At 69.7% G+C, this 23,303-nt stretch carries 21 protein-coding genes; 15 read left to right on the forward strand and 6 right to left on the reverse strand.

Annotated features, from left to right (window positions below):
* Positions 1-15: 15 nt before the first annotated feature.
* The 4 genes from NAM01S_RS29870 to NAM01S_RS29885 all read right to left on the reverse strand — a co-directional run bounded on the left by NAM01S_RS29870 (position 16) and on the right by NAM01S_RS29885 (position 5,503).
* A complete protein-coding gene (locus tag NAM01S_RS29870) occupies positions 16-336 on the reverse strand; it encodes a DUF6191 domain-containing protein (RefSeq protein ID WP_067791625.1) in 321 nt (106 codons plus the stop codon).
* Positions 337-549: 213 nt separating this feature from the next.
* The gene (locus NAM01S_RS29875; protein ID WP_157107974.1) at positions 550-2,844 is read right to left on the reverse strand and encodes a serine/threonine-protein kinase PknG; all 2,295 of its coding nucleotides are present in this window, start codon (positions 2,842-2,844) and stop codon (positions 550-552) included.
* A gap of 290 nt (positions 2,845-3,134) precedes the next feature.
* The gene (locus tag NAM01S_RS29880) at positions 3,135-4,115 is read right to left on the reverse strand and encodes a glutamate ABC transporter substrate-binding protein (RefSeq protein WP_067791629.1); all 981 of its coding nucleotides are present in this window, start codon (positions 4,113-4,115) and stop codon (positions 3,135-3,137) included.
* Positions 4,116-4,126: 11 nt separating this feature from the next.
* Complete coding sequence (locus NAM01S_RS29885) at positions 4,127-5,503, reverse strand: GlnX family signal transduction membrane protein (protein WP_067791631.1); 1,377 nt, start codon at positions 5,501-5,503, stop codon at positions 4,127-4,129.
* Positions 5,504-5,645: 142 nt separating this feature from the next.
* On the opposite strand from NAM01S_RS29885, the gene NAM01S_RS29890 reads away from it, so the two are divergent.
* Complete coding sequence (locus tag NAM01S_RS29890; protein WP_067791633.1) at positions 5,646-6,323, forward strand: NUDIX hydrolase; 678 nt, start codon at positions 5,646-5,648, stop codon at positions 6,321-6,323.
* Here NAM01S_RS29890 and thiE read toward each other — a convergent pair whose 3' ends face one another.
* Complete coding sequence (gene thiE / locus NAM01S_RS29895) at positions 6,324-7,028, reverse strand: thiamine phosphate synthase (RefSeq protein ID WP_067791635.1); 705 nt, start codon at positions 7,026-7,028, stop codon at positions 6,324-6,326.
* A 120-nt stretch (positions 7,029-7,148) separates the two neighbouring features.
* On the opposite strand from thiE, the gene thiO reads away from it, so the two are divergent.
* The 6 genes from thiO to NAM01S_RS29925 all read left to right on the forward strand — a co-directional run bounded on the left by thiO (position 7,149) and on the right by NAM01S_RS29925 (position 12,388).
* A complete protein-coding gene (gene thiO / locus NAM01S_RS29900) occupies positions 7,149-8,246 on the forward strand; it encodes a glycine oxidase ThiO (protein WP_067791637.1) in 1,098 nt (365 codons plus the stop codon).
* Positions 8,243-8,461: a sulfur carrier protein ThiS gene (gene thiS, locus NAM01S_RS29905; RefSeq protein ID WP_067791640.1), complete on the forward strand. Its 219-nt coding sequence runs from the start codon at positions 8,243-8,245 to the stop codon at positions 8,459-8,461. Before thiO ends, thiS begins: the two co-directional genes overlap by 4 nt.
* On the forward strand, positions 8,454-9,212 hold the full coding sequence (locus tag NAM01S_RS29910; protein ID WP_067791642.1) for a thiazole synthase: 759 nt from the start codon (positions 8,454-8,456) through the stop codon (positions 9,210-9,212). The genes thiS and NAM01S_RS29910 overlap by 8 nt, the downstream gene beginning before the upstream one ends.
* Before the next feature lie 96 nt (positions 9,213-9,308).
* A complete protein-coding gene (locus tag NAM01S_RS29915; protein ID WP_067791704.1) occupies positions 9,309-10,253 on the forward strand; it encodes an ABC transporter ATP-binding protein in 945 nt (314 codons plus the stop codon).
* A complete protein-coding gene (locus NAM01S_RS29920; protein ID WP_067791644.1) occupies positions 10,253-11,053 on the forward strand; it encodes an ABC transporter permease in 801 nt (266 codons plus the stop codon). The genes NAM01S_RS29915 and NAM01S_RS29920 overlap by 1 nt, the downstream gene beginning before the upstream one ends.
* 567 nt (positions 11,054-11,620) lie before the next feature.
* Positions 11,621-12,388, forward strand: a complete 768-nt coding sequence (locus tag NAM01S_RS29925) for an adenylate/guanylate cyclase domain-containing protein (protein ID WP_067791706.1) — start codon at positions 11,621-11,623, stop codon at positions 12,386-12,388.
* A gap of 83 nt (positions 12,389-12,471) precedes the next feature.
* Here the strand turns inward: NAM01S_RS29925 and NAM01S_RS35850 are convergent, their stop codons facing one another.
* A complete protein-coding gene (locus NAM01S_RS35850; RefSeq protein WP_169810922.1) occupies positions 12,472-12,630 on the reverse strand; it encodes a CG2302 family histidine operon protein in 159 nt (52 codons plus the stop codon).
* Between the two features lie 165 nt (positions 12,631-12,795).
* On the opposite strand from NAM01S_RS35850, the gene NAM01S_RS29930 reads away from it, so the two are divergent.
* The 8 genes from NAM01S_RS29930 (at position 12,796) to NAM01S_RS29965 (ending at position 23,262) form a co-directional block, all read left to right on the forward strand.
* Positions 12,796-14,511 (forward strand): acyclic terpene utilization AtuA family protein, encoded by a 1,716-nt coding sequence (locus tag NAM01S_RS29930; RefSeq protein WP_067791646.1) that lies wholly within the window; start codon positions 12,796-12,798, stop codon positions 14,509-14,511.
* On the forward strand, positions 14,508-15,665 hold the full coding sequence (locus NAM01S_RS29935) for an acyl-CoA dehydrogenase family protein (protein ID WP_067791648.1): 1,158 nt from the start codon (positions 14,508-14,510) through the stop codon (positions 15,663-15,665). Before NAM01S_RS29930 ends, NAM01S_RS29935 begins: the two co-directional genes overlap by 4 nt.
* Positions 15,662-17,260 (forward strand): acyl-CoA carboxylase subunit beta, encoded by a 1,599-nt coding sequence (locus NAM01S_RS29940; protein WP_067791650.1) that lies wholly within the window; start codon positions 15,662-15,664, stop codon positions 17,258-17,260. Before NAM01S_RS29935 ends, NAM01S_RS29940 begins: the two co-directional genes overlap by 4 nt.
* 8 nt (positions 17,261-17,268) lie before the next feature.
* Positions 17,269-19,386, forward strand: coding sequence for an ATP-binding protein (locus NAM01S_RS29945; RefSeq protein WP_067791652.1), 2,118 nt, complete (start codon positions 17,269-17,271; stop codon positions 19,384-19,386).
* Positions 19,386-20,546 carry an acyl-CoA dehydrogenase family protein gene (locus NAM01S_RS29950; RefSeq protein ID WP_067791654.1) on the forward strand — a complete coding sequence of 387 codons (1,161 nt, stop codon included), beginning with the start codon at positions 19,386-19,388 and terminating at the stop codon, positions 20,544-20,546. The genes NAM01S_RS29945 and NAM01S_RS29950 overlap by 1 nt, the downstream gene beginning before the upstream one ends.
* 72 nt (positions 20,547-20,618) lie before the next feature.
* The gene (locus tag NAM01S_RS29955; RefSeq protein WP_067791656.1) at positions 20,619-21,401 is read left to right on the forward strand and encodes an enoyl-CoA hydratase family protein; all 783 of its coding nucleotides are present in this window, start codon (positions 20,619-20,621) and stop codon (positions 21,399-21,401) included.
* A gap of 4 nt (positions 21,402-21,405) precedes the next feature.
* On the forward strand, positions 21,406-22,020 hold the full coding sequence (locus tag NAM01S_RS29960) for a TetR/AcrR family transcriptional regulator (protein ID WP_067791658.1): 615 nt from the start codon (positions 21,406-21,408) through the stop codon (positions 22,018-22,020).
* 459 nt (positions 22,021-22,479) lie between these two features.
* Positions 22,480-23,262, forward strand: a complete 783-nt coding sequence (locus NAM01S_RS29965) for an SDR family oxidoreductase (RefSeq protein ID WP_067791660.1) — start codon at positions 22,480-22,482, stop codon at positions 23,260-23,262.
* Positions 23,263-23,303: the final 41 nt, after the last annotated feature.

Raw genomic sequence — 23,303 nt, forward strand, 5'->3', positions numbered from 1 at the left:
GCGGCCGACCTCCGATCAGGCCTCGGGCGGCTTCGGCTGGTTCGGCTCACATCTCGCACTGGGTAGGCGTGCGATGCCCTTGGCGAGGTCGACCCCCAGCGGATCGTCGCCGCTGTCGAGCTGTTCACCACGCAGATCGCGGCTGCGAAGTTCTTGCTGTGTGTGCTGGCTCGACGGAGCGAACAGCGCCTGCAGCTCCCCGAATAGGCCTGCCATGCCGCCGCCACCGATCTTGCCTCGAGGGGCAATCCAGCCACGAATCTCAGCCAAAACGAAAGGCCGGTCCAGTACGACCCCGAAGACAACAATGCCAACGACCATCCACACCAACGGCATATCCGCCCCTCCCGTCCGCTCTCGACGGTACCGACATCGTGTGTCGACCGCCGATCCGTCTCGAGTGTGGCGTAATCGTCCAGTGCTTATCGAGTCAGGTGACCACGGACGACTCGTCGTTGGGGTGGGCCCGACAATCCCTGTGATCGCTAGGATTTCGTCCTGCTCGACGCGCCCAGGGCTGTGACCTGTTCCGCCGGGCGGCTGGGTTGGTCAGAACCAGGTTTTGGCGCGGATGGAGTTGGCCAGGTCGACGAGGGCGTAGCGGTGTTGGCGGCCGGGGGCGTGGCGGGCGAGGGCGCGTAGGCCCGATTCGGTGCCGTCGCGGAGGTCGCGTTCGGTGAAGGCGGCGCCCAAGAGCTTGGCGTTCTGGCGTTTCGGGGTGTTGCCCGCTTGCAGCCAGGCCAAGGCGGCGCCGAGGACGAGCACTCGTAGCTGAAGTGCGCGGCTCTCACCGGCGGGCAGTGCCTGCACTCGCGAGGCCGCCACGTGCAGGGTCGATTCGTCGAGCTCGGCGACCGGAGCGGCGGTGAGCAGCAACAGGACCGCGGTCATCCGCGCGACGGTGTAGCAGCGCGCGGAGGTGGCGACCTCGTCCAGCGCGTCGACCGCGGCCTCGACCCGGCCCGCGGCGGCCAGCTGCCTGGCCAGCCCGAAAGCCGCGCTGACCACCGCGCGGTCGGTGCGCCAGACGGTGCCGTAGAACTTCTCCGCGTAGGCCCGCCACTGCTCGGGGTCCGGTGAATCCCACTGCTGCAGAACGAGTTCGGCGTTGGCGGCGAGGGCGAGTTTGGGCGCGATCTCGCCCGGCAGCACGTGCAGCACGGCCTCGAACGCCGCGAAGGCGCGCTCGTAGTTCTGCTCACGCAGCTCCGCGAGACCGGTGTACCAGTCGATGCGCCAGTCGTAGGTTCGGATGCGGGACAACTGGTAGAGCACCGTCGCCGACTCGCCCATGTCCAGCCGCAGCCGCACCTCGGCGAGCGAGAGCTCCAGATCCAAAGTCTCGGGGGCGTTCTCGGGGTCGGTGGCGGCCCGATCCCGCGCCTCTTGGAGGGCGTCGAGCGCCTGGCGTGGCTCCGGATGCACCGCGGCGGCGAGCAGGGGTGCGGAGGGGTCGGCGGGGTCCATCAGCGGAATCGGCAGCGCGGCGGCGATTTCGGACGCTTGCAACTGTGGGCTGCGGCCGATGCCGTCGGCGTACGCGTCGGTCTGTCTGATCAGCTCGTCGGTGCCGAAGCTGCTGCGCTGTGGACTGAACACTGTGGACAACTGTGGATGCTCCGCGCCGGTGTCCAGCGCGAGGATCTCGCGAAGCACGCCCGCCAGCTGCGCGGCCATCGCGCGGGCCGAGCCGAACCGGCGCGCCGGGTCCGGATCGGTGGCGCTGAGCAGCAACCGGTGGAAGAACTCGTAGCGTCGCAACACGGGATGCTCGGCGGGATCGGGGATTCCGTCCCGGTAGCGGCCGTGCTCCATGGGCATGTTCAAGGTGAGCACGGCCAGCGTGCGGCCGACCGTGTAGATGTCGGTGGCCACCGTCGGGCCGGTCTTGGCGATCTCGGGAGCCTGAAAGCCCCTGGTGCCGTAGAGGTTTCCGTACGCCTCGATCGTGGAGACGGCACCGAGGTCGATCAGTTTGACCTGGTCCTCGGTGAGCATGATGTTGTCCGGCTTGAGGTCGTTGTAGGTCAGGCCGATCGAGTGCAGGTAGTCCAGTGCGGGCAGGATCTCCAGCACATAGGCGATCGCCTCGGCCACCGGCATCCGCGCCGGCCGTTCGTAGGTGTCCAGCACCGCGCGCAGCGACTGCCCGCCGACGTACTCCATCACGATGTAGCCGATGGGCGAGCCGTCCGGGCCGGGATGCTCGACGAAGTTGTGGATCTTGACGATGCTGGGATGGGCGACCTCGGCGAGGAATTGGCGCTCGGCCACCGCGACGGCCTGCGCGTCGGCGTCGCCCGCGTGCAGCAAGCCTTTGAGCACCACCCACCGGTCGCTGACGTTGCGGTCGATGGCGAGGTAGATCCAGCCGAGCCCGCCGTGCGCCAGGCAACCCTGGATCTCGTACTGGCCGGACACCATGTCGCCCGAATGCAGCGACGGACGGAAATCGTAAGGCGCCTCGCATGTCTCGCAAGTGCCGACCGTAGTCGCCGGACGCACCGCGGTGGACCGGCCGACGGGATTGCCGCAGCGCCAACAGAAGCGCCTGCCCTCGGACACCACCGGATCGGTGAGCACGGCCGCCATCGGATCCGCCGGCGGCACCGTCGGAATGGGCACAAGACCGCCGCCGAGCCTGCGCACCGAAGGCCGAGACCGTGCCGTGCGCACACTTCGACCCGAAGTACGCGATGCCCCACCGGAATCCGGCTCCGAGCGACGGGTCTCGTCCGAGACCGGGGCGGCCATCGTGCCCGCCGGTTCAGGAGCGGCCGCCACGGTGCCGGGCGGCTCCGGAGCAACCGCCATCGTGCCCGGCGGTTCTGGTGGGACCGCCATGGTGTCGGGTGGCTCTGGAGCGGCGGCCGTGGTGTCGGGTGGTTCCGGGGTGGCGGCCACGGTGCCCGGCGGCTCGTCCGATCGGTTCGGCTCTCCGCCAGGCGAGCTCGCTCTGGCAGTCTCTCCACTGTGGCTGGACGCGCTTTCCCACTCCCCGTGCGGGGCAACCGGATCGGACCAGCGAACGGTCGGCGGTGCTTCGTGTGCCTCCGCCCCGTACGGCACCGAACCGCCGGCGGGCCGATCGTCCTCCGGTCGGGGGAAGGGGTGGTATCGCGTCGTCATCGCCCTCAGTCCTCGTACGTGGGAGCGGGCGGATCCGGCGTCGGACCGAGGGAGGCCAGCCACTGCTGGTACAGCCTGGTCCAGGTGCCGTCGGTGCGCAGCCGCTCCAGCGTGCCGTTCACGAACCGCACCAAATCGTCGGCGTCCTTGGGGATTCCGATGCCGTACGGCTCGGCGCCGATGCTGTCGCCGACCAACTCGGTATACGGATCCTGCGCGGCGAGACCGGCCAGGATCGCGTCGTCGGTGCTCACCGCGTCGACCTGCCGCTGTTGCAGGACGACGAGGCAATCGGCCCAGGTCGGCACGGTCAGGATGGTCGCGGCGGGCTGTTCGCGGCGGACGCGGTCAAGCGAGGTCGTGCCGCTCACCACGCACACCCGCTTGCCCGCGAGATCGGCGATGCCGGTGATGCCGGAGTTCTTCATGGCAAGCACCCGATGGTCGGCGCGCAGGTAGACGGTCGAGAACGCCACCTTCGTGCGGCGTTCGCAGGTGATGGTCATGGTCTTGGCGACCACGTCCACCGTGCGCTCCTGGAGCGCCTTCTCCCGGTCGGCCGAGGCGAGGCTGCGGAATTCGATCAGATCAGGGCTGCCGAGCAGGTCGCGCGCGATCTCGCGGGCGATGTCGGCGTCGAAACCGACGATGGCCCCGCTGACCGGATCGCGGAAGCTGAACAGGTTGCTTCCGGTGTCCAGGCCGACGAGCAACCTGCCGCGGGCCCGGATGGCATCGATGTTCGGCCCGCGGGCGGCGCGGCCGGAACCGGTGGGGCGCAGGCTTGCGGTCGGGTCGCCGCACTCCGGTTCGGTGCCGCTCGGCAGCGGCGCATCGGTGTGCACCGGACTGGCGTTCGCGGGCAGCGGCGGTTCGGTGTAGGTGCCGATCGTGGCGTGGTCGGCGGGGTCGGGTCCAGCCACACAACCACCGAGGAAGGCGGTGGCGGCGAGCGCGGCGGCCAACAGGCCGCGCGCTGTGCTCATCGGTGCCGTGTTCATCGATATTCTCGCAATCGAGGCCAGAGACCGAGACCGACGTAGGCGGCGGCGACGATGCCGAGCGCCATGGCGCCGGTCGCGAGGTAGTCGAGCACCCGAACGGCCTGGGAGATGTCGTCGCGCAAGGTGTTTCGGGTCTCGGTGATGCCGGTGCCGAGCGAGTGGTCCAGTGCGTCGACGTGCGCCGTCGACTGTGCCGCGCCGGGTCCGGTGGCCACCGCGGCCGCGCCGATGAAGTCGCCGCGCGCGAGCGCCTCGTTCATCCGCTGGTGCGACGCACGCCAACGGTCGAGCGCGGCACGGGCATTCGCGACACTCTCGGTCGCGGGCGCGCCATGGGGATAGCCGACGAGCAACTCGTCGAGGCGGGTGATGCCCGCGTCGAAGGTGCGGTCGTAGTCGCCGGTCGCGTCGCGGCGCACCAGTTTCAGCGTCTCCGCGGCGCGGGCCTGCTGGGCGAGGATGCGGCCTTCGATCAGCCGGGAGGCGGGCACGGCGCCGTCGTCGCGTCCGCTGATCATCGAAGTCGCCGATACCGATCCGGCGATCACCGTCCACGCCAACAGAATCAGCATCGCGGCGGAGGCGAGCAGCAGACCGGCGTTGAAGGTGCGCCGCCACCGCCGCGCCAGCTGGAGCTGCGCCCAGACCAGCACGGCCAGCGCGAGAATCAACAGGCCGATGGCCGTCCACGGCGGGCGGACGTGCGCGCGCTGCGCGGCGTTCACGGCCTCCGCGCGATGGTCTTGGAGCTCCTCGGCCATCGGAAGCACTGTGGTCTGCATCTGATTCGACGCTTCGCTCAAATAGGCCGCTCCGACGGGATACCCGCTGCGGTTGTTGGCGCGCGCGGACTCGATCAGCCCGGTGTACACCGGCAGCGCGGTCGCGATGCCGGTCCGCAGCCGCGTATCCGCGCCCGGGTCGGGGTGGCCGACGGCGTACCCGGACTGGGCCACCAGCTCGGCCGCCGCCTCGCCGACCGCCTGGGAGTATCTGTCGCGCACCGCTTCCGGCTCCACCCCACCGGCGATGAAAGCGGTGCTCGCGGCCGCGTCGGCGATGGACAGCGACGTGTAGAGGCGGTGCGCGGAGTGCGCGTCGGGCTCGGTGTCGTCGAGCAGAATGCGCAGCGACTCTTGGCGATCGCTCACCGTCGACGCGGTCACCGTGCCTGCGGTCAGGCACAGGCCGATGAGGAGCAATCCGATGGCAATCAGACGGCCGGGGGAAGAATTCGCGAAGGACCGCAGGTTGGCGGGATCGAGGTGCTCGCGGACCGCGGCGGCGGACGCGGCGCCGAACGGTGCGCGCGCGGGCTCGGCGACGGCCGACGGCGGCCGCCCGGCCGCCAGCTGCTCGGTCCGAGCCATCGTCCACCTCCGGGTCCGCGCCCCACCTGTGCGCCTGCGTCGCAGTTTATTGTGGTCCTACCGGTGCCGTGGCGTGTGAAACACCCCCTGCTGGATGCTCTGCGGTGCGAACACGACAACGGTTGGATGAGGATGGTCAGTGATGCGCGGTGACGGCGACGGGTGGTCGCGAGGGCCGGACGGCCTGAAGCATTGGGGTCGGTTCGGCGCTGCCGGATTGTTGCTGCGCGCGCCGCTGGCGGCGGGTGGTTCGGCGGTGCTGCTCCAGCATCGCGCCCTGTGGAGTCACCAGGGCGGCACCTGGGCGCTGCCCGGCGGCGCCCGCGACAGCCACGAGACCCCGGTGCACGCGGCGGTGCGCGAAGCATGGGAGGAGGCGGGGATCCACCCCGCCGACGTCCGGGTGCGCGGCGAACGAATCACGGCGTCCGCGCTCAGCGGCTGGACCTACACCACGGTGATCGCCGACGCGGTGATGGCCTTGCCGACCAACGCCAACCGGGAGAGCACCGAACTGGCCTGGGTGCCCGAGGACGAGGTCGAGGCTCGGCCGCTGCACCCCGGTTTCGCCGTCGCCTGGCCCGCATTGCGCGCGGTCCCGGCCCGCGCCGATCTCACCGAGCTGAACGACTCGCGTGCCCTCGCCGCGGCCCTTCCGCGCACCGTCGACCTCGCCGACCAGGGATTCGTCTGGTTGCACTCGGATCCCGAAGGACCGGGCGGCGTCGCGCGAATCGTCGAGACGGCGGAACCCGCTGTGGTGGAACTACCGTCCCCGGTCGCGGTCCTCTCGCTGACCAGGGGACAGATCCTGGGCTGACTACGTCCGGCTGTTGGCGAGCAGCGCGGACTTCAGTTCGCGGGCCGCGGCCTCGGGATCGCGGGCCTCGGTGATCGCCCGCACCACCACGATCCGGTCGGCGCCCGCCGCGAGCAACTCCGGCAGCCGCTGCTGATCGATGCCACCGATGGCGAACCAGGGCCGCGTCGGGTGGGCGTCCGCGGTGGAGCGGATCAGCTCGATGCCTGCGGCCTGGCGGCCAGGCTTGGTCGGCGTCGACCACACCGGACCGGTGCAGAAGTAGTCGATGTGCTCGTCGATGGCGGCGAGACCGGCCTGCGCCCGGTTGTGCGTCGAGCGGCCGATCACCACGTCCGGTCCGAGGATGCGGCGCGCGTACCAGGGCGGCAGGTCGCCCTGACCGAGATGCAGCACATCGGCGTTCGCGGCGAGCGCGATGTCGGCGCGGTCGTTCACCGCGAGCAGCGCGCCGTGTCTGCGGGTGGCGGCCTTCAGCTCCGCGAGCGCGCCGAGTTCCGCCTTGGCCTCCATCGGCCCGAACTTGGCCTCGCCCGGCGATCCCTTGTCTCTGAGCTGGATGATGTCGACCCCGCCCGCGAGCGCGGCTTCGGCGAACTTGGCCAGATCGCCCTTCTCGCGCCGGGCGTCGGTGCACAGATAGAGCCGCGCGGTGGCCAGGCGCTCCCGTGGCGGCAGCGTTCGGTTCGGAAGGGAGGGTTGCACGCCTTCGACGGTAGCCGCGCTACCGTGGGGATGCGAACAGGACGCGGACCGAGCACGGTTGCCGCGGTGCGCCGACACGGCGCGCGCGTCCCGCGCGGATGAGAATTGTAGGTGGAAAGAATGCGGACTCTCGCCGTCGTCGGTGGCGGCGCCATCGGGCTGGCGGTGGCGTGGCGGGCCGCCGAGGCGGGATGGCAGGTCACGCTGTTCGATCCCGCGGCGGGATCGGGTGCCTCGTGGGTAGCCGGGGGGATGCTCGCTCCGCTGTCCGAGGGCTGGCCGGGTGAGGATCGCGTTCTGGAATTCGGCGCCGCCGCGCTGGCCCGCTGGCCGGAGTTCGCGGCCCGGCTGGAGTCCGCCTCCGGAGCAGAAGTCTTCGTCGCCGACGAGACCTTGACCGTCGCGCTGGACGGCGCCGACGCCGCCGATCTGCGCACCGTCGCCGATTGGGTCGGCGGACACGGTCACGAACTGCGCGTGCTCGACCGCGCGGGTGTCCGCGAACTGGAACCGGCACTCGCTCGCACCGTGCGCGCGGGTTTGCTGGCGGCGGCCGAACCCGCCATCGACAACCGGCGGCTGCTCGACGGCCTGCGGCACGCGGTGGCCGTCGCGGGCGTCGAACTGCGCGCCGAGGAGGTCACCGACCTCGACGCGCTCGCCTTCGATCAGATCGTGCTCGCCGCGGGCGCCGCCTCGCCGCGGCTGTGGCCCGGACTTCCGGTGCGGCCCGTCAAGGGGGAGATCCTGCGCCTGCGCCATCGGCCGGGCGCCGCGCCCGCGCCGCGGCGGGTGATCCGGGCCAGGGTGCACGGCAGGCCGGTGTATCTGGTCCCGCGCCGGGACGGAATCGTCGTCGGCGCAACGCAATACGAGGCGGGATTCGACACAGCGGTGACCGTGGCCGGCGTCCGCGACCTGATCGCCGACGCCGAGGCCGTGCTGCCCGGCATCGGCGAATACGAACTCGCCGAGGCCGCCGCGGGTTCCAGGCCGGGCAGCCCCGACAATCTGCCGCTGATCGGCAGGCTCACCGACCGGGTGATCGCCGCCACCGGGCACGGCCGCAACGGCATGCTCACCGTGCCGCTGACCGTCGACGCGGTACTGAGCCTGTTGTCCGGAGCCGTGCTGCCGGAAGCGGAAGCCGCCGACCCGCAACGCTTTTCGACGACACCGGAAGCGCCGTCCCTATCCACCGCAGGAGGAGTTCGATGACCGCGACATCCGTTCCCATCGGCGTCACAGTGAACGGGCAGGATCACGAATTCGCCGAACCGCTCACCGTCCGTGAGCTTTTGGCCCGCCTCGACCTGCCGTGCCAGGGCGTCGCGCTCGCGGTGGACGGCGCGGTGTTCCCGAAGTCGCGCTGGGACGAGCCGGTCGGCCGCGGCTGGAGCATCGAGGTCCTGACGGCGGTTCAAGGTGGGTAACGCTCCGCTCCGCATCGCCGACCGCGAGTTCGGTTCCCGGCTCATCATGGGCACCGGCGGCGCCGAAAGCCTCGCCGTGCTGGAGGAGGCGCTGGTCGCCTCCGGCACCGAACTGACCACCGTCGCCATGCGCCGGGTGGACGCCGCGGGCGGGACCGGTGTGCTCGACCTGCTCAAGCGCCTCGACATCGCGCCGCTGCCCAATACGGCGGGCTGCCGCACCGCCGCCGAGGCCGTGCTCACCGCGCAGCTGGCCGCCGAGGCGCTCGACACCAACTGGGTGAAGCTCGAGGTCGTCGCCGACGAGCGGACGCTGCTGCCCGATCCGATCGAATTGCTCAGCGCCGCCGAGCAATTGGTGGACGCCGGCTTCGTCGTGCTGCCTTACACCTCCGACGACCCGGTGTTGGCCCGGCGCCTGGAGGACGCCGGCTGCGCCGCCGTCATGCCGCTCGGCGCCCCGATCGGCACCGGTCTCGGCATCGGCAACCCGCACAACATCGAGATGATCGTGGCCGCCGCTGGCGTCCCGGTGATCCTGGACGCGGGCATCGGCACCGCGAGCGACGCCGCACTCGCCATGGAGCTCGGCTGCTCCGCGGTGCTGCTCGCCACCGCCGTCACCCGCGCGCGGCACCCCGAGCTGATGGCCGCCGCGATGGCCGACGCCGTCCGCGCGGGGTACCTGGCCAGGCAGGCGGGCCGTATCCCCAAGCGCTTCTGGGCGCAGGCGTCCTCCCCGGAGCTCTGACAACCGCGACTCAGGGGCCGACTCATCCGCAAGGATGACGCGATTGACCCCTTTGTAGTGACGCGCGAGGCGCGGTTTTGCGGAATGCTGGACGGCATGATCGAACTGAGGGGCCTGACCAAACATTACGGCCAGACCGCCGCGGTTCAGGATCTGTCCTTCACCGTGCGACCCGGACAGGTGACGGGCTTCCTGGGACCGAACGGTGCGGGCAAGTCCACGACGATGCGGATGATCCTGGGCCTCGACAAGCCGACCGCGGGTACCGCGCTCATCAAGGGCAAGCCGTACCACGACCTGGACCATCCGCTGCGGACCGTCGGCGCGCTGCTGGACGCCAAGTGGGTGCATCCGAACCGTTCGGCGCGCTCGCACCTGCAATGGCTCGCGGCGTCCAACGGCATCGCCAAGTCACGGGTGGACGAGGTGCTGCGGCTGGTCGGACTCTCCGAGGTCGCGGGCAAGAACGCGGGCGGTTTCTCGCTCGGCATGTCGCAGCGGCTCGGCCTGGCGGGCGCGCTGCTCGGCGATCCCGAGGTACTGCTGTTCGACGAGCCGGTGAACGGCCTCGACCCCGAAGGCATCCTGTGGATCCGCCGGTTCATGCAGCGGCTGGCGGCCGAGGGGCGCACGGTGCTCGTTTCCAGTCACCTTCTCTCCGAGATGGCGCAGACGGCCGAGCACCTGGTGGTGATCGGGCGCGGTCAGTTGATCGCCGACACCACCACGCGGGAATTCATCGAGCGCGCCTCCGAGCAGTCGGTGCGGGTGCGCAGCCCGCAGCTGGACCAGCTGCGCAGCCTGCTCACCTCCAACGGCATGACCGTCCGTGAGGACGGCGCGGGTTCGGACGGACCCGCACTGTTGGTGGCGGGCGTTCCGAGCGACGCGGTCGGCAAGCTGGCGGGCGCGAACGACATCACGCTGTTCGAGCTCTCGCCGCAGCGGGCCTCGCTGGAGGAGGCGTTCATGCGGATGACGGGCGGTTCGGTGCAGTACCACGGCGAAGGTTTCGATCAGGTGATGGGAGGTGCGCTCTGATGGGCGTGTTGGCAGCGGAACGAATCAAACTCACCTCGACCAGGTCGCCCTGGTGGTGCGCGGCCCTGACGGTGGTCTTCGCCCTCGGCATCACCGCGCTGTTCAGCCTGCTGCTGAACGTGTCGATGAACGCCTACCAAGACGATCCGACGATCGCGCCGGAACCGCCGTACGCGGAGAACGTGATGGCGGGCCTCGGCATCACCGGCGTCTCGTTCATCCCCGGCTTCGGCTACATCCTGATCATGATCCTGGCCGCGTTGGCGGTGACAAGCGAATACCGCTTCGGCACCATCAAGGCCACCTTCCTCGCCGCGCCGCACCGTTCCACGGTGCTGGTCACCAAGGCGAGCATGATCGCCGTCGGCGCCGCGGTGCTCTCGGCGATCCTGACCTTCCTCAGCTTCCTCATCCTGAAGGCGCTGACCGACAGCGATGTCGGCAGCAAGCTCAGCCTGACCGACGGCGACCTGAAGGTCTTCTACGCGGTCCCGATCTTCGCCGCGCTTGTCGTGTTCCTCTCGGTGGGTGTCGGCGCCCTTGTCCGCCAGTCGGCGGGCGCGCTGTCGCTGCTGATCGTCTGGCCGGTGCTGATCGAGCCGATCATCGGCGCGTTCGGCAAGTACGGCCGCAACATCCAGGTGTTCCTGCCCTTCCAGAACGCGAACCGCTTCCTCGGTCTCGAGGACACCGGGTTGCCGTGGCACTGGGGCGCCTGGCCCGCGCTGTTCTACTTCGCGGCCTTCGTCGCCATCGTGTTCGGCGCTGCCCTGGTCGTGGTGAACAAGCGCGACGCCTGAGACAACCGAAGACTGCCCGAGCTGCCCTCCCTCGCCGCTCGGGCTCGGGGGACGCGACCTTGTCGGGAGGTCCGCGGACCCGGTAGCACTGCCCGCCACTGCCCGGCGGACTGTGCGGGCCACCGGCCCGGCGCCCGAAGCAATCCCCCTTCGGCGCCGGGCCGGTGGTGCTTGTGTACCGGGCTCGGTCGTGCGATGGAGCGGTCCGGTCGGCTTTTCGTGTGCCCGCCGTCACTGCCGAAATGCTGATACCGGCAGTAGCATTAACTTGGATTCGGCAACCATTTCGCTATCGGTCGGCAAACTGGTCGGGATGGTCGCTCCGTCCGATCGGGAGGCGGCGGGAGGTGTCGGGTGGCGATCTCGAGTAGGCAGCAGAGCGCCGCATGGCTGAGATACGCTCGGGGCGTGAGTGATACACCTTCCGGCGGTGCCGAGCGAGGGTCGCGGCCGGAGGACAACGGCGGTGTCGAACCCGAGGTCGTGATTCCGCTGGTGCCCGCCGAGGAGGCGGGTGGCGCCCGGCGTTCGGGGCCGGGTCTTCGCAAGGCGCAGATCTCCGCGCTGATGAACGCGGCGAACCAGCGGCCGGACCTGATCGGGGTGCTGCGCAAAGCGCGCGAACAACTTCCCGGCGATCCGTCCTTCGGCGATCCGCTGTCGGTCAGCGGGCCAGGCGGCGCCCGCGCGGTCGCGCGGGCCGCCGACAAGCTGGTCGGCGACACCCCGAGCGCGGCGCGCGAGATCGGCTTCGGCGCGCTTCAGGTCTGGCAGGCCATGCTGGAGCGGGTCGGCCGCGGCAAAGGTAGCGAAGAAATAACTGTCATGTTCACCGACCTGGTGGCCTTCTCCAGCTGGTCACTCACGGCGGGCGACGAGGCGACCCTCGAACTGCTCCGCGAGGTCGCCAAGGCCATCGAACCGCCGATCGCCGAACGCGGCGGCCGGGTGGTGAAGCGCATGGGCGACGGCCTCATGGCCGTGTTCCCCTCCGCCGACCGTGCCGTGCGCGCCGCGATCCAAGCCAAGCGCAACCTCGCCGACATCGATTTGCGCGGCTATCGCCCACGGATGCGCATGGGCCTGCACACCGGCTCACCCCGCGAGATCGGCGGCGACTGGCTCGGCGTCGACGTCACCATCGCCGCGCGCGTCATGGAGGCGGGCGGCAACGGCAACACCATGATCTCCGAGGCCACCCTCCAGTCCCTGGAGCCCGAAACACTCGCCGAACTCGGCTTGACCGTCAAGCCCTACCGACGCAGCTTCTTCGCGGCCCCCCTCAGCGGCGTCCCCGAGGACCTCCGCATCTATCGCCTCTCCCGAAACGGTTAGGACCTTCCCGCACACCTTTCACACGCTTCGCATAGGCGGTGCCTATGTGAAGCGTGTGCACGGTTTGTGGCAGCGGTGGACACTCAGATGAAGCCCCAGGCGATGGCACCGCCCGCGGCGAGGACGGCGCAGGCCGCGAGGGAGATGGCGAGCGGGCGGGAGGTCTTCCAGGTGGAGTACGCGCCGCCGAGGAGGAAGCCGGAGAGGGCGAGAAGCAGGATCACGGTGACGTCGGTGGACATGGGCCCATTGTGCTGGGTTGGCGGGGTGCGCCGGTTCGCAGCCCCCGAGCGGGGGCCGTTGACCTGCTACAACTATTAACAAGCACGCGCGCTTGATTTTTTCGCGGGTGGATGTGATGCTGAATTCCGGAACGCGAACTCCACCGCAAGGGAGGCCTCCGGCTGATGAGTAAGTTGGCCGCCGATCCGGATGTCATCCGCATCGGCAACTGTTCCGGGTTCTATGGTGATCGGCTCAGCGCCATGCGCGAGATGCTCGAAGGCGGGCAGCTCGACGTGCTCACCGGCGACTATCTCGCCGAGCTCACCATGTTGATCCTGGGCAGGGACCGGATGAAGGACCCGAGCCTCGGCTACGCCAAGACCTTCGTCAAGCAGATCGAGGACTGCCTCGGGCTCGCGCTGGAGCGCAACGTGCAGATCGTCGCCAACGCGGGCGGTCTGAACCCGGCCGGGCTGGCCGAGAAGCTGCGCAAGGTGGCCGCCGATCTCGGGCTGGACGCGAAGATCGCGCACGTCGAGGGTGACGATCTGCTCTCGCGCGCAAGCGAACTCGGCCTCGGCAGCCCGCTCACGGCGAACGCCTATCTCGGCGCGTGGGGCATCGTCGAATGCCTGAACGGGGGCGCCGATATCGTCGTCACCGGCCGGGTCACCGACGCTTCGGTGATCGTCGGCCCGGCCGCCGCGCACTTCGGTTGGGGCCGAACGGATTACGGCGCGCTCGCGGGCGCGGTCGTCGCGGGTCACGTCATCGAGTGCAGCACCCAGGCGACCGGCGGCAACTACGCCTTCTTCACCGAGCTCGCCGATCTCGGCAGGCCCGGCTTCCCGATCGCCGAGATCCGCCGCGACGGCAGCAGCGTGATCACCAAGCACGAGGGCACCGGCGGCGCGGTCACGGTGGACACGGTCGAGGCGCAGTTGATGTACGAGATCCAGGGCGCGCGCTACGCGGGCCCGGACGTCACGACGCGGCTCGACACCATCCGGCTGACCCAGGAAGCCCCCGACCGCGTGCTGATCACCGGCGTCGTGGGCGAGGCGCCGCCGCCGCAGCTCAAGGTCTCGCTGAACACCCTCGGCGGCTTCCGCAACGAGATGGAATTCATCCTCACCGGCCTGGACATCGAGGCGAAAGCCGCACTGGCGCAGCGTCAGCTGGAATCCTGGCTGCCCGTGCGCCCGGCCGAGCTGGAGTGGACCCTTGCCCGGCTGGACCGGCCGGACGCCGACACCGAGGAGCAGGCCAGCGCGCTGCTGCGCTGCGTGGTCCGCGATCCGGACCCGAACAAGGTCGGCCGCGCGTTCTCCAGCGTCGCGGTGGAACTGGCCCTGGCCAGCTACCCGGGATGCAGCTTCACCGCCGTGCCTGGCAACGGCTCGCCGTACGGCGTGTACACCCCTGGCTTCGTGGACGCCACCGAGGTGCCGCACACCGCCGTGCTTGCGGATGGGTCGCGCATCGAGATAGCACCCGCGGCGGAAACAAAAGCACTGGAAGATGTTTCGGTACCTGATCTGCCGGAGCCTCTGCCCGCCAGCGAGACTCGCCGCGCGCCACTCGGTGCGGTCGCATTGGCCCGCAGTGGTGACAAGGGCGGTGACGCGAACATCGGCGTCTGGGTGCGCACCGACGAGCAGTGGCGCTGGCTGGTGCACACGCTCACCGTTGACCGCATCAAGGAACTGCTGCCGGAGGCCGCGCCGCTCACCGTCACCAGGCACGTGCTGCCGAACCTGCGCGCCGTGAACTTCATCATCTCCGGCCTGCTCGGCAAGGGCGTGGCCCACCAGGCCCGCTTCGACCCGCAGGCCAAGGGGCTCGGCGAATGGCTGCGCTCCCGTCACCTCGATATCCCCGTGGAGCTGCTCTCATGACCGTAGTCAGTCCGTGGAACACGCCGGAGCGGCGCGAATTGCGCGCCACCGTGCGCGGTTTCGTCGAGCGCGAGATCCTGCCGTACCTCGACCAGTGGGAGCGTGACGGCGAGATCCCGCGCGAGCTGCACAAGAAGGCGGGCGCTCTCGGTCTGCTCGGCGTCCAATTCCCCGAATCCGCGGGCGGTTCCGGCGGTGACGGTGTCGACGCCATGATCGTCTGCGAGGAGATGCACCAGGCGGGTGCCTCCGGCGGCCTGTTCGCCTCGCTGTTCACCTGCGGCATCTCGGTGCCGCACATCATCGCCTCCGGCAACGAGGACCTGATCGAGCGCTTCGCCCGCCCGACCCTGGCAGGCGAGAAGATCGGCTCGCTGGCCATCACCGAGCCGGGCGGCGGCTCCGACGTCGGCCACCTCACCACCACCGCGCGCCGCGACGGCGACCACTACATCGTCAACGGCGCGAAGACCTACATCACCTCCGGTGTCCGCGCCGACTTCGTGGTCACCGCCGTGCGCACCGGCGGCCCCGGCTCGGGCGGCATCTCGCTGCTGGTGGTGGAGAAGGGCACGCCCGGTTTCACCGTCAGCCGCAAGCTGGACAAGATGGGCTGGCGCGCCTCCGACACCGCGGAACTGTCCTACGTGGACGTGCGGGTGCCGGTGGAAAACCTGGTGGGCCCGGAGAATTCCGGCTTCTATCAGATCGCGGGCGCGTTCGTCAGCGAGCGGGTCGGCCTCGCGGTGCAGGCGTATTCGCAAGCCCAGCGCTGCCTCGAGCTGACCCTCGAATGGGTGCGCAACCGCGAGACCTTCGGCCGCCCGCTGATCAGCAGGCAGGCCGTGCAGAACACGGTGACCGAGATGGCGCGGCGCATCGACGTCGCCCGCGTCTACACCCGAGATGTGGTGCAGCGCAGCGCCAATGGTGAAACCGACCTCATCGCCGAGGTGTGCTTCGCGAAGAACACCGCCGTCGAGGCGGGCGAGTGGGTGGCCAACCAGGCCGTACAGCTCTTCGGCGGCCTCGGCTACATGAGCGAGTCCGAGGTCGAGCGCCAGTACCGTGACATCCGCATTCTCGGCATCGGCGGTGGTACCACCGAAATCCTGACCGCACTCGCCGCCAAACGATTGGGGTACCAGTCATGACGACTCTGCGCAGCACTCTCGACAGCGGTTCGGCGGAGTACACCGCCGCCGCCGAGGCGATGAACACCAAGCTCGCCGAGATCGGCGCCGAATTCGCCAAGAACGTCGCGGGCGGCGGTCCGGACAAGATGGCGCGGCACCGCAAGCGCGGCAAGCTGACCGCGCGCGAACGCATCGAACTGCTCATCGACGAGGACTCGCCGTTCCTCGAGCTGTGCCCGCTCGCCGCGTGGGGCAGCGACTTCCACGTGGGCGGCAGCGTCATCGCGGGCATCGGCATCGTCGAGGGCGTCGAATGCATGATCGTCGCACCGGATCCCACTGTCCGCGGCGGCACCTCCAATCCGTGGACGTTGCGCAAGAACCTGCGCATGAACGACATCGCGATGGAGAACCGGCTGCCGGTGATCGGACTCGTGGAGTCCGGCGGCGCCGACTTGCCGACGCAGAAAGAGGTTTTCGTCCCCGGCGGCCGGATGTTCCGCGACCTGACGAAGCTCTCCGCGATGGGCATCCCGACCATCGCGCTGGTGTTCGGCAACTCGACGGCGGGCGGCGCGTACATCCCCGGCATGTCCGACTACACCGTGATGATCAAGGAGCGCTCCAAGGTGTTCCTCGGCGGTCCGCCGCTGGTGAAGATGGCTACCGGCGAGGAGTCCGACGACGAATCGTTGGGCGGAGCCGAAATGCACGCTCGGACTTCGGGTCTCGCGGACTACCTGGCCGTCGACGAGCAAGACGCGATCCGCATCGGTCGCTCCATCGTCAAGCGCCTGAACTGGAAGAAGCAGGGACCCGCGCCGCGCGCGGAAGTAATCGAGCCGCTGTTCGACCAGGAAGAGCTGCTCGGCATCGTCCCGTCGGATCTGAAGATCCCGTTCGACCCGCGCGAGGTGATCGCGCGCGTCGTGGACGGCTCCGATTTCGACGAGTTCAAGCCCCTCTACGGCAGCAGCCTGGTCACCGGTTGGGCCGAGCTGCACGGCTATCCGGTCGGCATCCTGGCCAACGCTCGCGGTGTGCTGTTCTCCGAGGAGGCGCAGAAGGCGGCGCAGTTCATCCAGCTGGCCAACCAGTCGGACACGCCACTGTTGTTCCTGCACAACACCACCGGCTACATGGTCGGCAAAGAGTTCGAGCAGAAGGGCATCATCAAGCACGGCGCGATGATGATCAACGCGGTCTCCAACTCGAAGGTGCCGCACATCTCGCTGCTGATGGGCGCCTCCTACGGCGCGGGCCACTACGGCATGTGCGGCCGCGCCTACGATCCGCGCTTCGTCTTCGCTTGGCCGAGTGCGAAATCCGCGGTCATGGGCGGTGCGCAGCTGGCCGGTGTCATCTCGATCGTCGGCCGCGCCGCCGCGGAGGCCAAGGGCATGCCGTTCAACGAGGAGGCCGACGCGGGCATGCGCGCCATGATCGAGGCGCAGATCGAGGCCGAGTCGCTGCCGATGTTCATGTCGGGCAGGCTCTACGACGACGGCGTCATCGACCCCCGCGACACCCGCACGGTATTGGGCATGGCGCTCTCGGCCATCCACAATGCCCCGATCAAGGGCGCCGATGGCTTCGGCGTCTTCCGGATGTGAGGCCGACCATGAGTGCCAGTGATTCGACGAGCCTCGTTGCGGGCGGGCCGATTACGACCGTGCTGGTCGCCAACCGCGGCGAGATCGCCCGCCGCGTGTTCGCCACCTGTCGGCGAATGGGACTCGGCACCGTCGCCGTGTACTCCGACGCGGACGCCGCCGCCCCGCACGTCGGTGAGGCCGATGCCGCGGTCCGGCTGCCAGGCAACACGCCCGCCGAGACCTATCTGCGCGGTGAGTTGATCGTCGAAGCCGCGCTGTCGGCCGGTGCCGACGCGATCCACCCGGGCTACGGATTTCTTTCGGAGAACGCCGAATTCGCGCGCGCCGTGCAGGCGGCCGGGTTGGTGTGGATCGGTCCGCCGATCGAGGCCATCGAGCAGATGGGCTCGAAGGTCGCGTCCAAGAAGATGATGGACGCCGCTGGCGTGCCGGTGCTTGCCGAGCTGGACCCGGCCGAGGTCACCGAGGCGCACCTGCCGGTGCTGATCAAGGCGTCCGCCGGTGGCGGCGGGCGCGGCATGCGGGTGGTGCGCGAACTCGCCGACCTGGAACCGCAGATCGCGGCGGCCCGGCGCGAGGCCGAATCCGCGTTCGGCGACCCGACCGTGTTCTGTGAGCGCTACCTGGAGACAGGTCGGCACATCGAAGTCCAGGTCATGGCCGATACGCACGGCACGATCTGGTCGGTCGGCGAGCGCGAGTGCTCCATTCAGCGCCGTCACCAGAAGGTCGTCGAGGAGGCGCCGTCGCCGCTGGTCGAGCGTGTCGACGCCATGCGCGCGTCAGGCCCGGAGGCGGTAGCGCAGCGTAGCCACGGAGGGCCCGCGCGCATGGCTGATGGGCAGAGCATGCGTGACCGGTTGTTCGAGGCGGCTAGGCTTGCCGCGAATGCGATCGGTTACACCGGTGCGGGCACCGTCGAGTTCCTCGCCGACGAGCAGGGCGACTTCTTCTTCCTGGAGATGAACACCCGTCTCCAGGTGGAACATCCGGTCACCGAATGCACCACGGGTCTGGATCTCGTTCGCCTGCAACTGGAGGTGGCCTCCGGCGCGGCACTGCCCGCCGAGCCGCCCGCCATGCGCGGACATTCCATCGAGGTCCGCCTCTACGCCGAGGACCCGGCGCACGACTGGCAGCCGCAGAGCGGCACCGTGCACCGCCTCGACATCCCCTCGGTGACAGCGGAATTCGACCTGCTCGATCGCGCGGGCGTGCGCTTGGATACCGGTGTCGTGGACGGATCGGTGGTTGGCGTGCACTACGACCCGATGCTGTCCAAAGTCATCTCCTACGCCGAGACCCGCACGGAGGCGGCGCGTCTGCTCGCCTCGGCATTGCAGCGGGCCCGCATCCACGGCCTTGTCACCAACCGCGACCTGCTGGTGCGGGTGCTGCGCCACCCGGCCTTCCTGGCGGGCGACACCGACACCGCGTTCTTCGAGACGCATGGAATGGACACGCTCGCAGCGCCTTTGGTGTCCGATGCGGACGAGGCGCTGTCGATCGTCGCCGCCGCCCTCGCGGACGCCGCGGCCAACCGTGCGACGGCGCGAGTCGGCGGAGGGCTGCCGAGCGGCTGGCGGAACCTGCCTTCGCAGTCGCAGCGCAAGTCCTACGAGAGCCGCACCAGCGGCGTGCACGAGGTCGGTTACCGGTTCACCCGCACCGGCGTGCAGGTGGACGGCCACGAGGGCGTCGAGCTTGTCGAACTCGCCCCCGAGCGGGTCGTGCTGAGCGTGCCGGGCGAACGCGGCCCGGTGCGGCGGGTGTTCACCGTCGCGCGCTACGGCGATCTGGTCTGCGTCGACTCGCCGCTCGGCCCGGTGAGCGCGCGCAGGCTGCCGCGCTTCAGCGATCCGGCCGACCAGGTGGCCACCGGCTCGCTGCTCGCGCCCATGCCGGGCAGCGTGATTCGGCTCGGCGCCGAGGTCGGCAGCCGGGTGGACGCGGGTCAGCCGATCCTCTGGCTGGAGGCGATGAAGATGGAACACACCATCGCCGCGCCCACCGCGGGCGTGCTGAGCGCGCTCAATGTCACCGTCGGCCAGCAGGTCGACATCGGCGCCGTCCTTGCCGTCGTGGATCCCGACGACGCGGTCAACGAGAACCAGGAGCAGTAATGACCTTCATCGAATCCGACGAGCGCAAGCAGCTGCGGGCCGCGGTGGCCGCGCTCGCCGCCAAGTACACCTACCGCGACTACGTGCTGCCCAAGGCGCGCAAGAACGAGCCGCTCACCGAATTGTGGGACGAGGCAGGCAAACTCGGCTTCCTCGGCGTCAACCTGCCGGAGGAGTACGGCGGCGGTGGCGCTGGCATGTACGAGCTGGCGTTGGTGATGGAGGAGCTGTCCGCGCAGGGCGCCGGCCTGCTGCTGATGGTGGTCTCTCCGGCCATCTGCGGCACCATCATCACCAAGTACGGCACCGACGAGCAGAAACAGCACTGGCTGCCCAAGCTCGCCGACGGCTCCGGCAAGATGGTCTTCGGCATCACCGAGCCCGACGCCGGGTCCAACTCGCACCAGATCACCACCACCGCCCGCCGCGACGGTGACGACTGGATCCTCAACGGCCGCAAGATCTTCATCTCCGGCGTCGATCAGGCCGAGGCGGTGCTGATCGTGTCGCGCACCGAGGACCACAAGACCGGCAAGCTCAAGCCCGCCCTGTTCATCGTGCCCACCGACGCGCCCGGCTTCACCAAGGTGGCGCAGGAGATGGACATCATCGAGCCGGACCACCAGTACAACCTGTTCCTCGACGACGTCCGCCTGCCGTCCGACGCTTTGGTCGGCAAGGAGGACGCGGCGCTCATGCAGCTGTTCGCCGGCCTCAACCCGGAGCGCATCATGGGTTCCGCGATGGCCGTCGGCCTCGGCCGCTACGCCATCGACCGCGCCGTGGAATACGCCAAGGAGCGCACGGTCTGGAAGACGCCGATCGGTGCGCACCAAGGCATTTCGCATCCACTGGCGCAGGTGAAGATCGAGCTGGAAATGGCCAAGCTGATGATGCAGAAGGCCGCGACCCTCTACGACGCAGGCGAGGAGATGGGCGCGGCCGAGGCCGCGAACATGGCCAAGTACGCGGCGGCCGAGGCCAGCATCAAGGCGCTGGACCAGGCGATCCAGACGCACGGCGGCGCGGGCCTCACGGCGGACTACGGTCTGGCGGCCATGCTCGCCGCGTCCCGCATCGGCCGGATCGCGCCGGTCAGCCGCGAGATGGTGCTCAACTTCGTCGCCCAGTTCTCGCTCGGTCTGCCGAAGTCCTACTGACACAGCCGATTCCGCCCCGGCCGGACGTTGCCGGGGCGGGATTCCCTGACCGACGAATCCTATGGAGACCCGATGACCGACACTTCCACCGCGCCGCTCGTTCGCTACGAGATCCGCGACGGCTTCGCGGTCCTCACCTTCGACTCACCGCACAACCGCAACGCGCTGTCCTCGCGTCTGGTCACCGAGCTGCTGCGCGGCTTGGACGACGCGGCCGCCGACCCCGCGGTGCGCGGCATCGTGCTCACCCACACCGGCAACACCTTCTGCGCGGGCGCGGATCTCAGCGAGGCCAGCGACGCCGACCCGGCGGTGGCCGCAGACCAGCGCACCCGCGTGATGATCGGCGTGCTGCGCAGGCTGGTGGAGGTTCCCAAGCCGGTGATCGCGCAGATCGACGGCAATGTGCGCGCGGGCGGCATGGGCATCGTCGCGGCCTGCGACCTGGTGGTGGCCGGGCCGAGCAGTTCTTTCGCGCTCACCGAGGTGCGAATCGGGTTGGCGCCGTTCATGATCTCGCTCACCCTGCTGCCGCGGCTGAGCCCGCGCGCCGCGAGCCGCTACTACCTGACCGGCGAGAAGTTCGGCGCCGACGTCGCCACCGAGATCGGGCTGGTCACGGTAACGGCCGAGGACCCGGCCGCCGAGGTCGCGCGGCTGATCGGCGAGCTGCGCAAGGGGTCGCCGCAGGGTCTGGCCGAGGCGAAGCGTCTGGTCAACGCGGACATCCTCGCCGGGTTCGACGCCTCCGCCGAAGAGCTGGCGCGGCGTTCGGCGAGTTTCTTCGGCACGCCGGAGGTGCACGAGGGCATGCTGGCCTTCCTGCAGCGGCGCGCACCGAGCTGGGCAGAATAGCGCCATGGCGACACCCCACGAACCCAAGCAGGACCGCAGCCGAGCGACGAGGCAGCGCCTGCTCGAGGCGACCATCGACTGCCTGGCCGAGATGGGCTGGGCCGCCGCGACGGTCGCCGTGGTCGCCGAGCGGGCGGGGGTGTCGCGCGGTGCGGCCCAGCACCACTTCCCGACCAGGGAAGACCTGATCACGGGCGCGCTGGAGTACATGTTCGACACCCGCATGGACCAGGCGAAAGCCGAGGCGGTGACGATCGCCGGGGTGGCCGAGGGCGTTGGCCGGACGCAGGCCGTCGTCGCGGGTCTCGTCGAGTCCTACACGTCTCCGCTGTTCAAGGCGGCGTTGCAGGTGTGGACGCACGCGGCCGCCGACCCGGTGCTGCGCGAACGCATCGTGCCGTTGGAGGCGAAGTTCGGTCGGATCGCGCACCGAAGGGCCGTCGAGGCGCTCGGTGTAGACGACTCCGACCCCGTCGCCCACCACCTGGTACAGGCCACGCTCGATCTCGCCCGCGGTCTCGGGCTCGCCGACGTCCTCACCGACGACTCGGCCCGCCGCAAGGAGATCGTCCAGCAGTGGTCGGCGACACTGCATTCGGCGCTCACCGCGCCGCGCTGACGACCTCGGCCGCCGCGGCTTTCGTACTGCACGGCTTCCGCATCGTGCGGTTTCCGCGCTGCGCGGGTCGGCTGTGCGGCTCTGCGAGGCGTGGTAGCTCGAGCTGTCTGGTCCTCGCGCCGTGTGGCTTCCGCGCCGTGCGGGTCGGACTGTGCGGCTCTCGCAGACGCGGTGCTCGAGACGTGTGGTCCTTGCGCCGTGCACGTTCTGTGCTGCGTGGGTTGGGCTGTGTGGCTCTTGCCGCGTGGCGCTCGAGCTGTGCGGTCCTCGCGCCGGGCGGGTTTCGCGCTCTACGGGTCAGGCTGCGCGATTCGGCATCCTGACTGTGCGCCCTCGAACCGTGCGCTCTGCACCTGTGCGACGTCTGACCTGCGCGTTCGATGCGATGTCACACTCGCGCGTCCGGCGCCGTCCTCTCTGTGAACGCGGAACACCGCAGCGCAGCAGAAGGAGCAGGACATGAACGCCAGCAAGAAGATCGCCGTCGCCGGAGCCACCGGACGCCTCGGCCGCCACGTCGTCGACGTGCTGAACGAGCAGGGCCACGAGGTGGTGGCCTTCTCCCGCGCCAACGGCGTTGACATCGAGACCGGCGCGGGCCTCGCCGAGGCGCTGGCGGGCGTCGACGTGGTGATCGACGCGTCCAGCACGCCCTCGGCGGACAAGGACATCGCCACCGAGTTCTTCACCGCGTCCGCGCGCAACTTGCACGAGGCGGGCAGCGAGGCGGGCGTCGAGCGGCTGGTCGTGGTGTCCATCATCGGCATCGACGACTCCGTCGCGGGCTACAACGCCGCGAAGCTGGTGCACGAGCGGGAGCTCGCCAAGGGCCCGCTGCCGGTGCAGATCCTGCGGGCCGCGCAGTTCCACGAGCTGGTCGAGGTGATGATGATGTGGGGCACCCAGGGCGACGTCGCCTACCTGCCGAACATGCGCACCCAGCTGGTCGCGGCCCGCGCCGTGGCCGAGAAGCTCGTCGAGATGGCCGTGAACCCGGCCCCGGAGACCACCGACGGACCGTTCCCGGAGATCGCCGGACCCCAGCCGGAGACGATGGCGGGCGCGGCCGCGCTGCTCGCCGCCCGCCGCGGCGACGCGATCCGGGTCCAAGAAATGAGCGACCCGACCAACCCGGACCGCGAGCAGTTCGAGAACGGCACCCTGCTCCCCGGCTCGCACGCCACCCTCGCGGGCCCGACCTTCGCCGAGTGGGTCGAAGCGACCTACACCGCAGCAAGCTGAACATCCACCGTCGCCGCGCACCGGATCTCGAAAGAGCCGGT

The sequence above is a fragment of the Nocardia amikacinitolerans NBRC 108937 genome (genome assembly GCF_001612615.1).
Classification (GTDB): domain Bacteria; phylum Actinomycetota; class Actinomycetes; order Mycobacteriales; family Mycobacteriaceae; genus Nocardia; species Nocardia amikacinitolerans.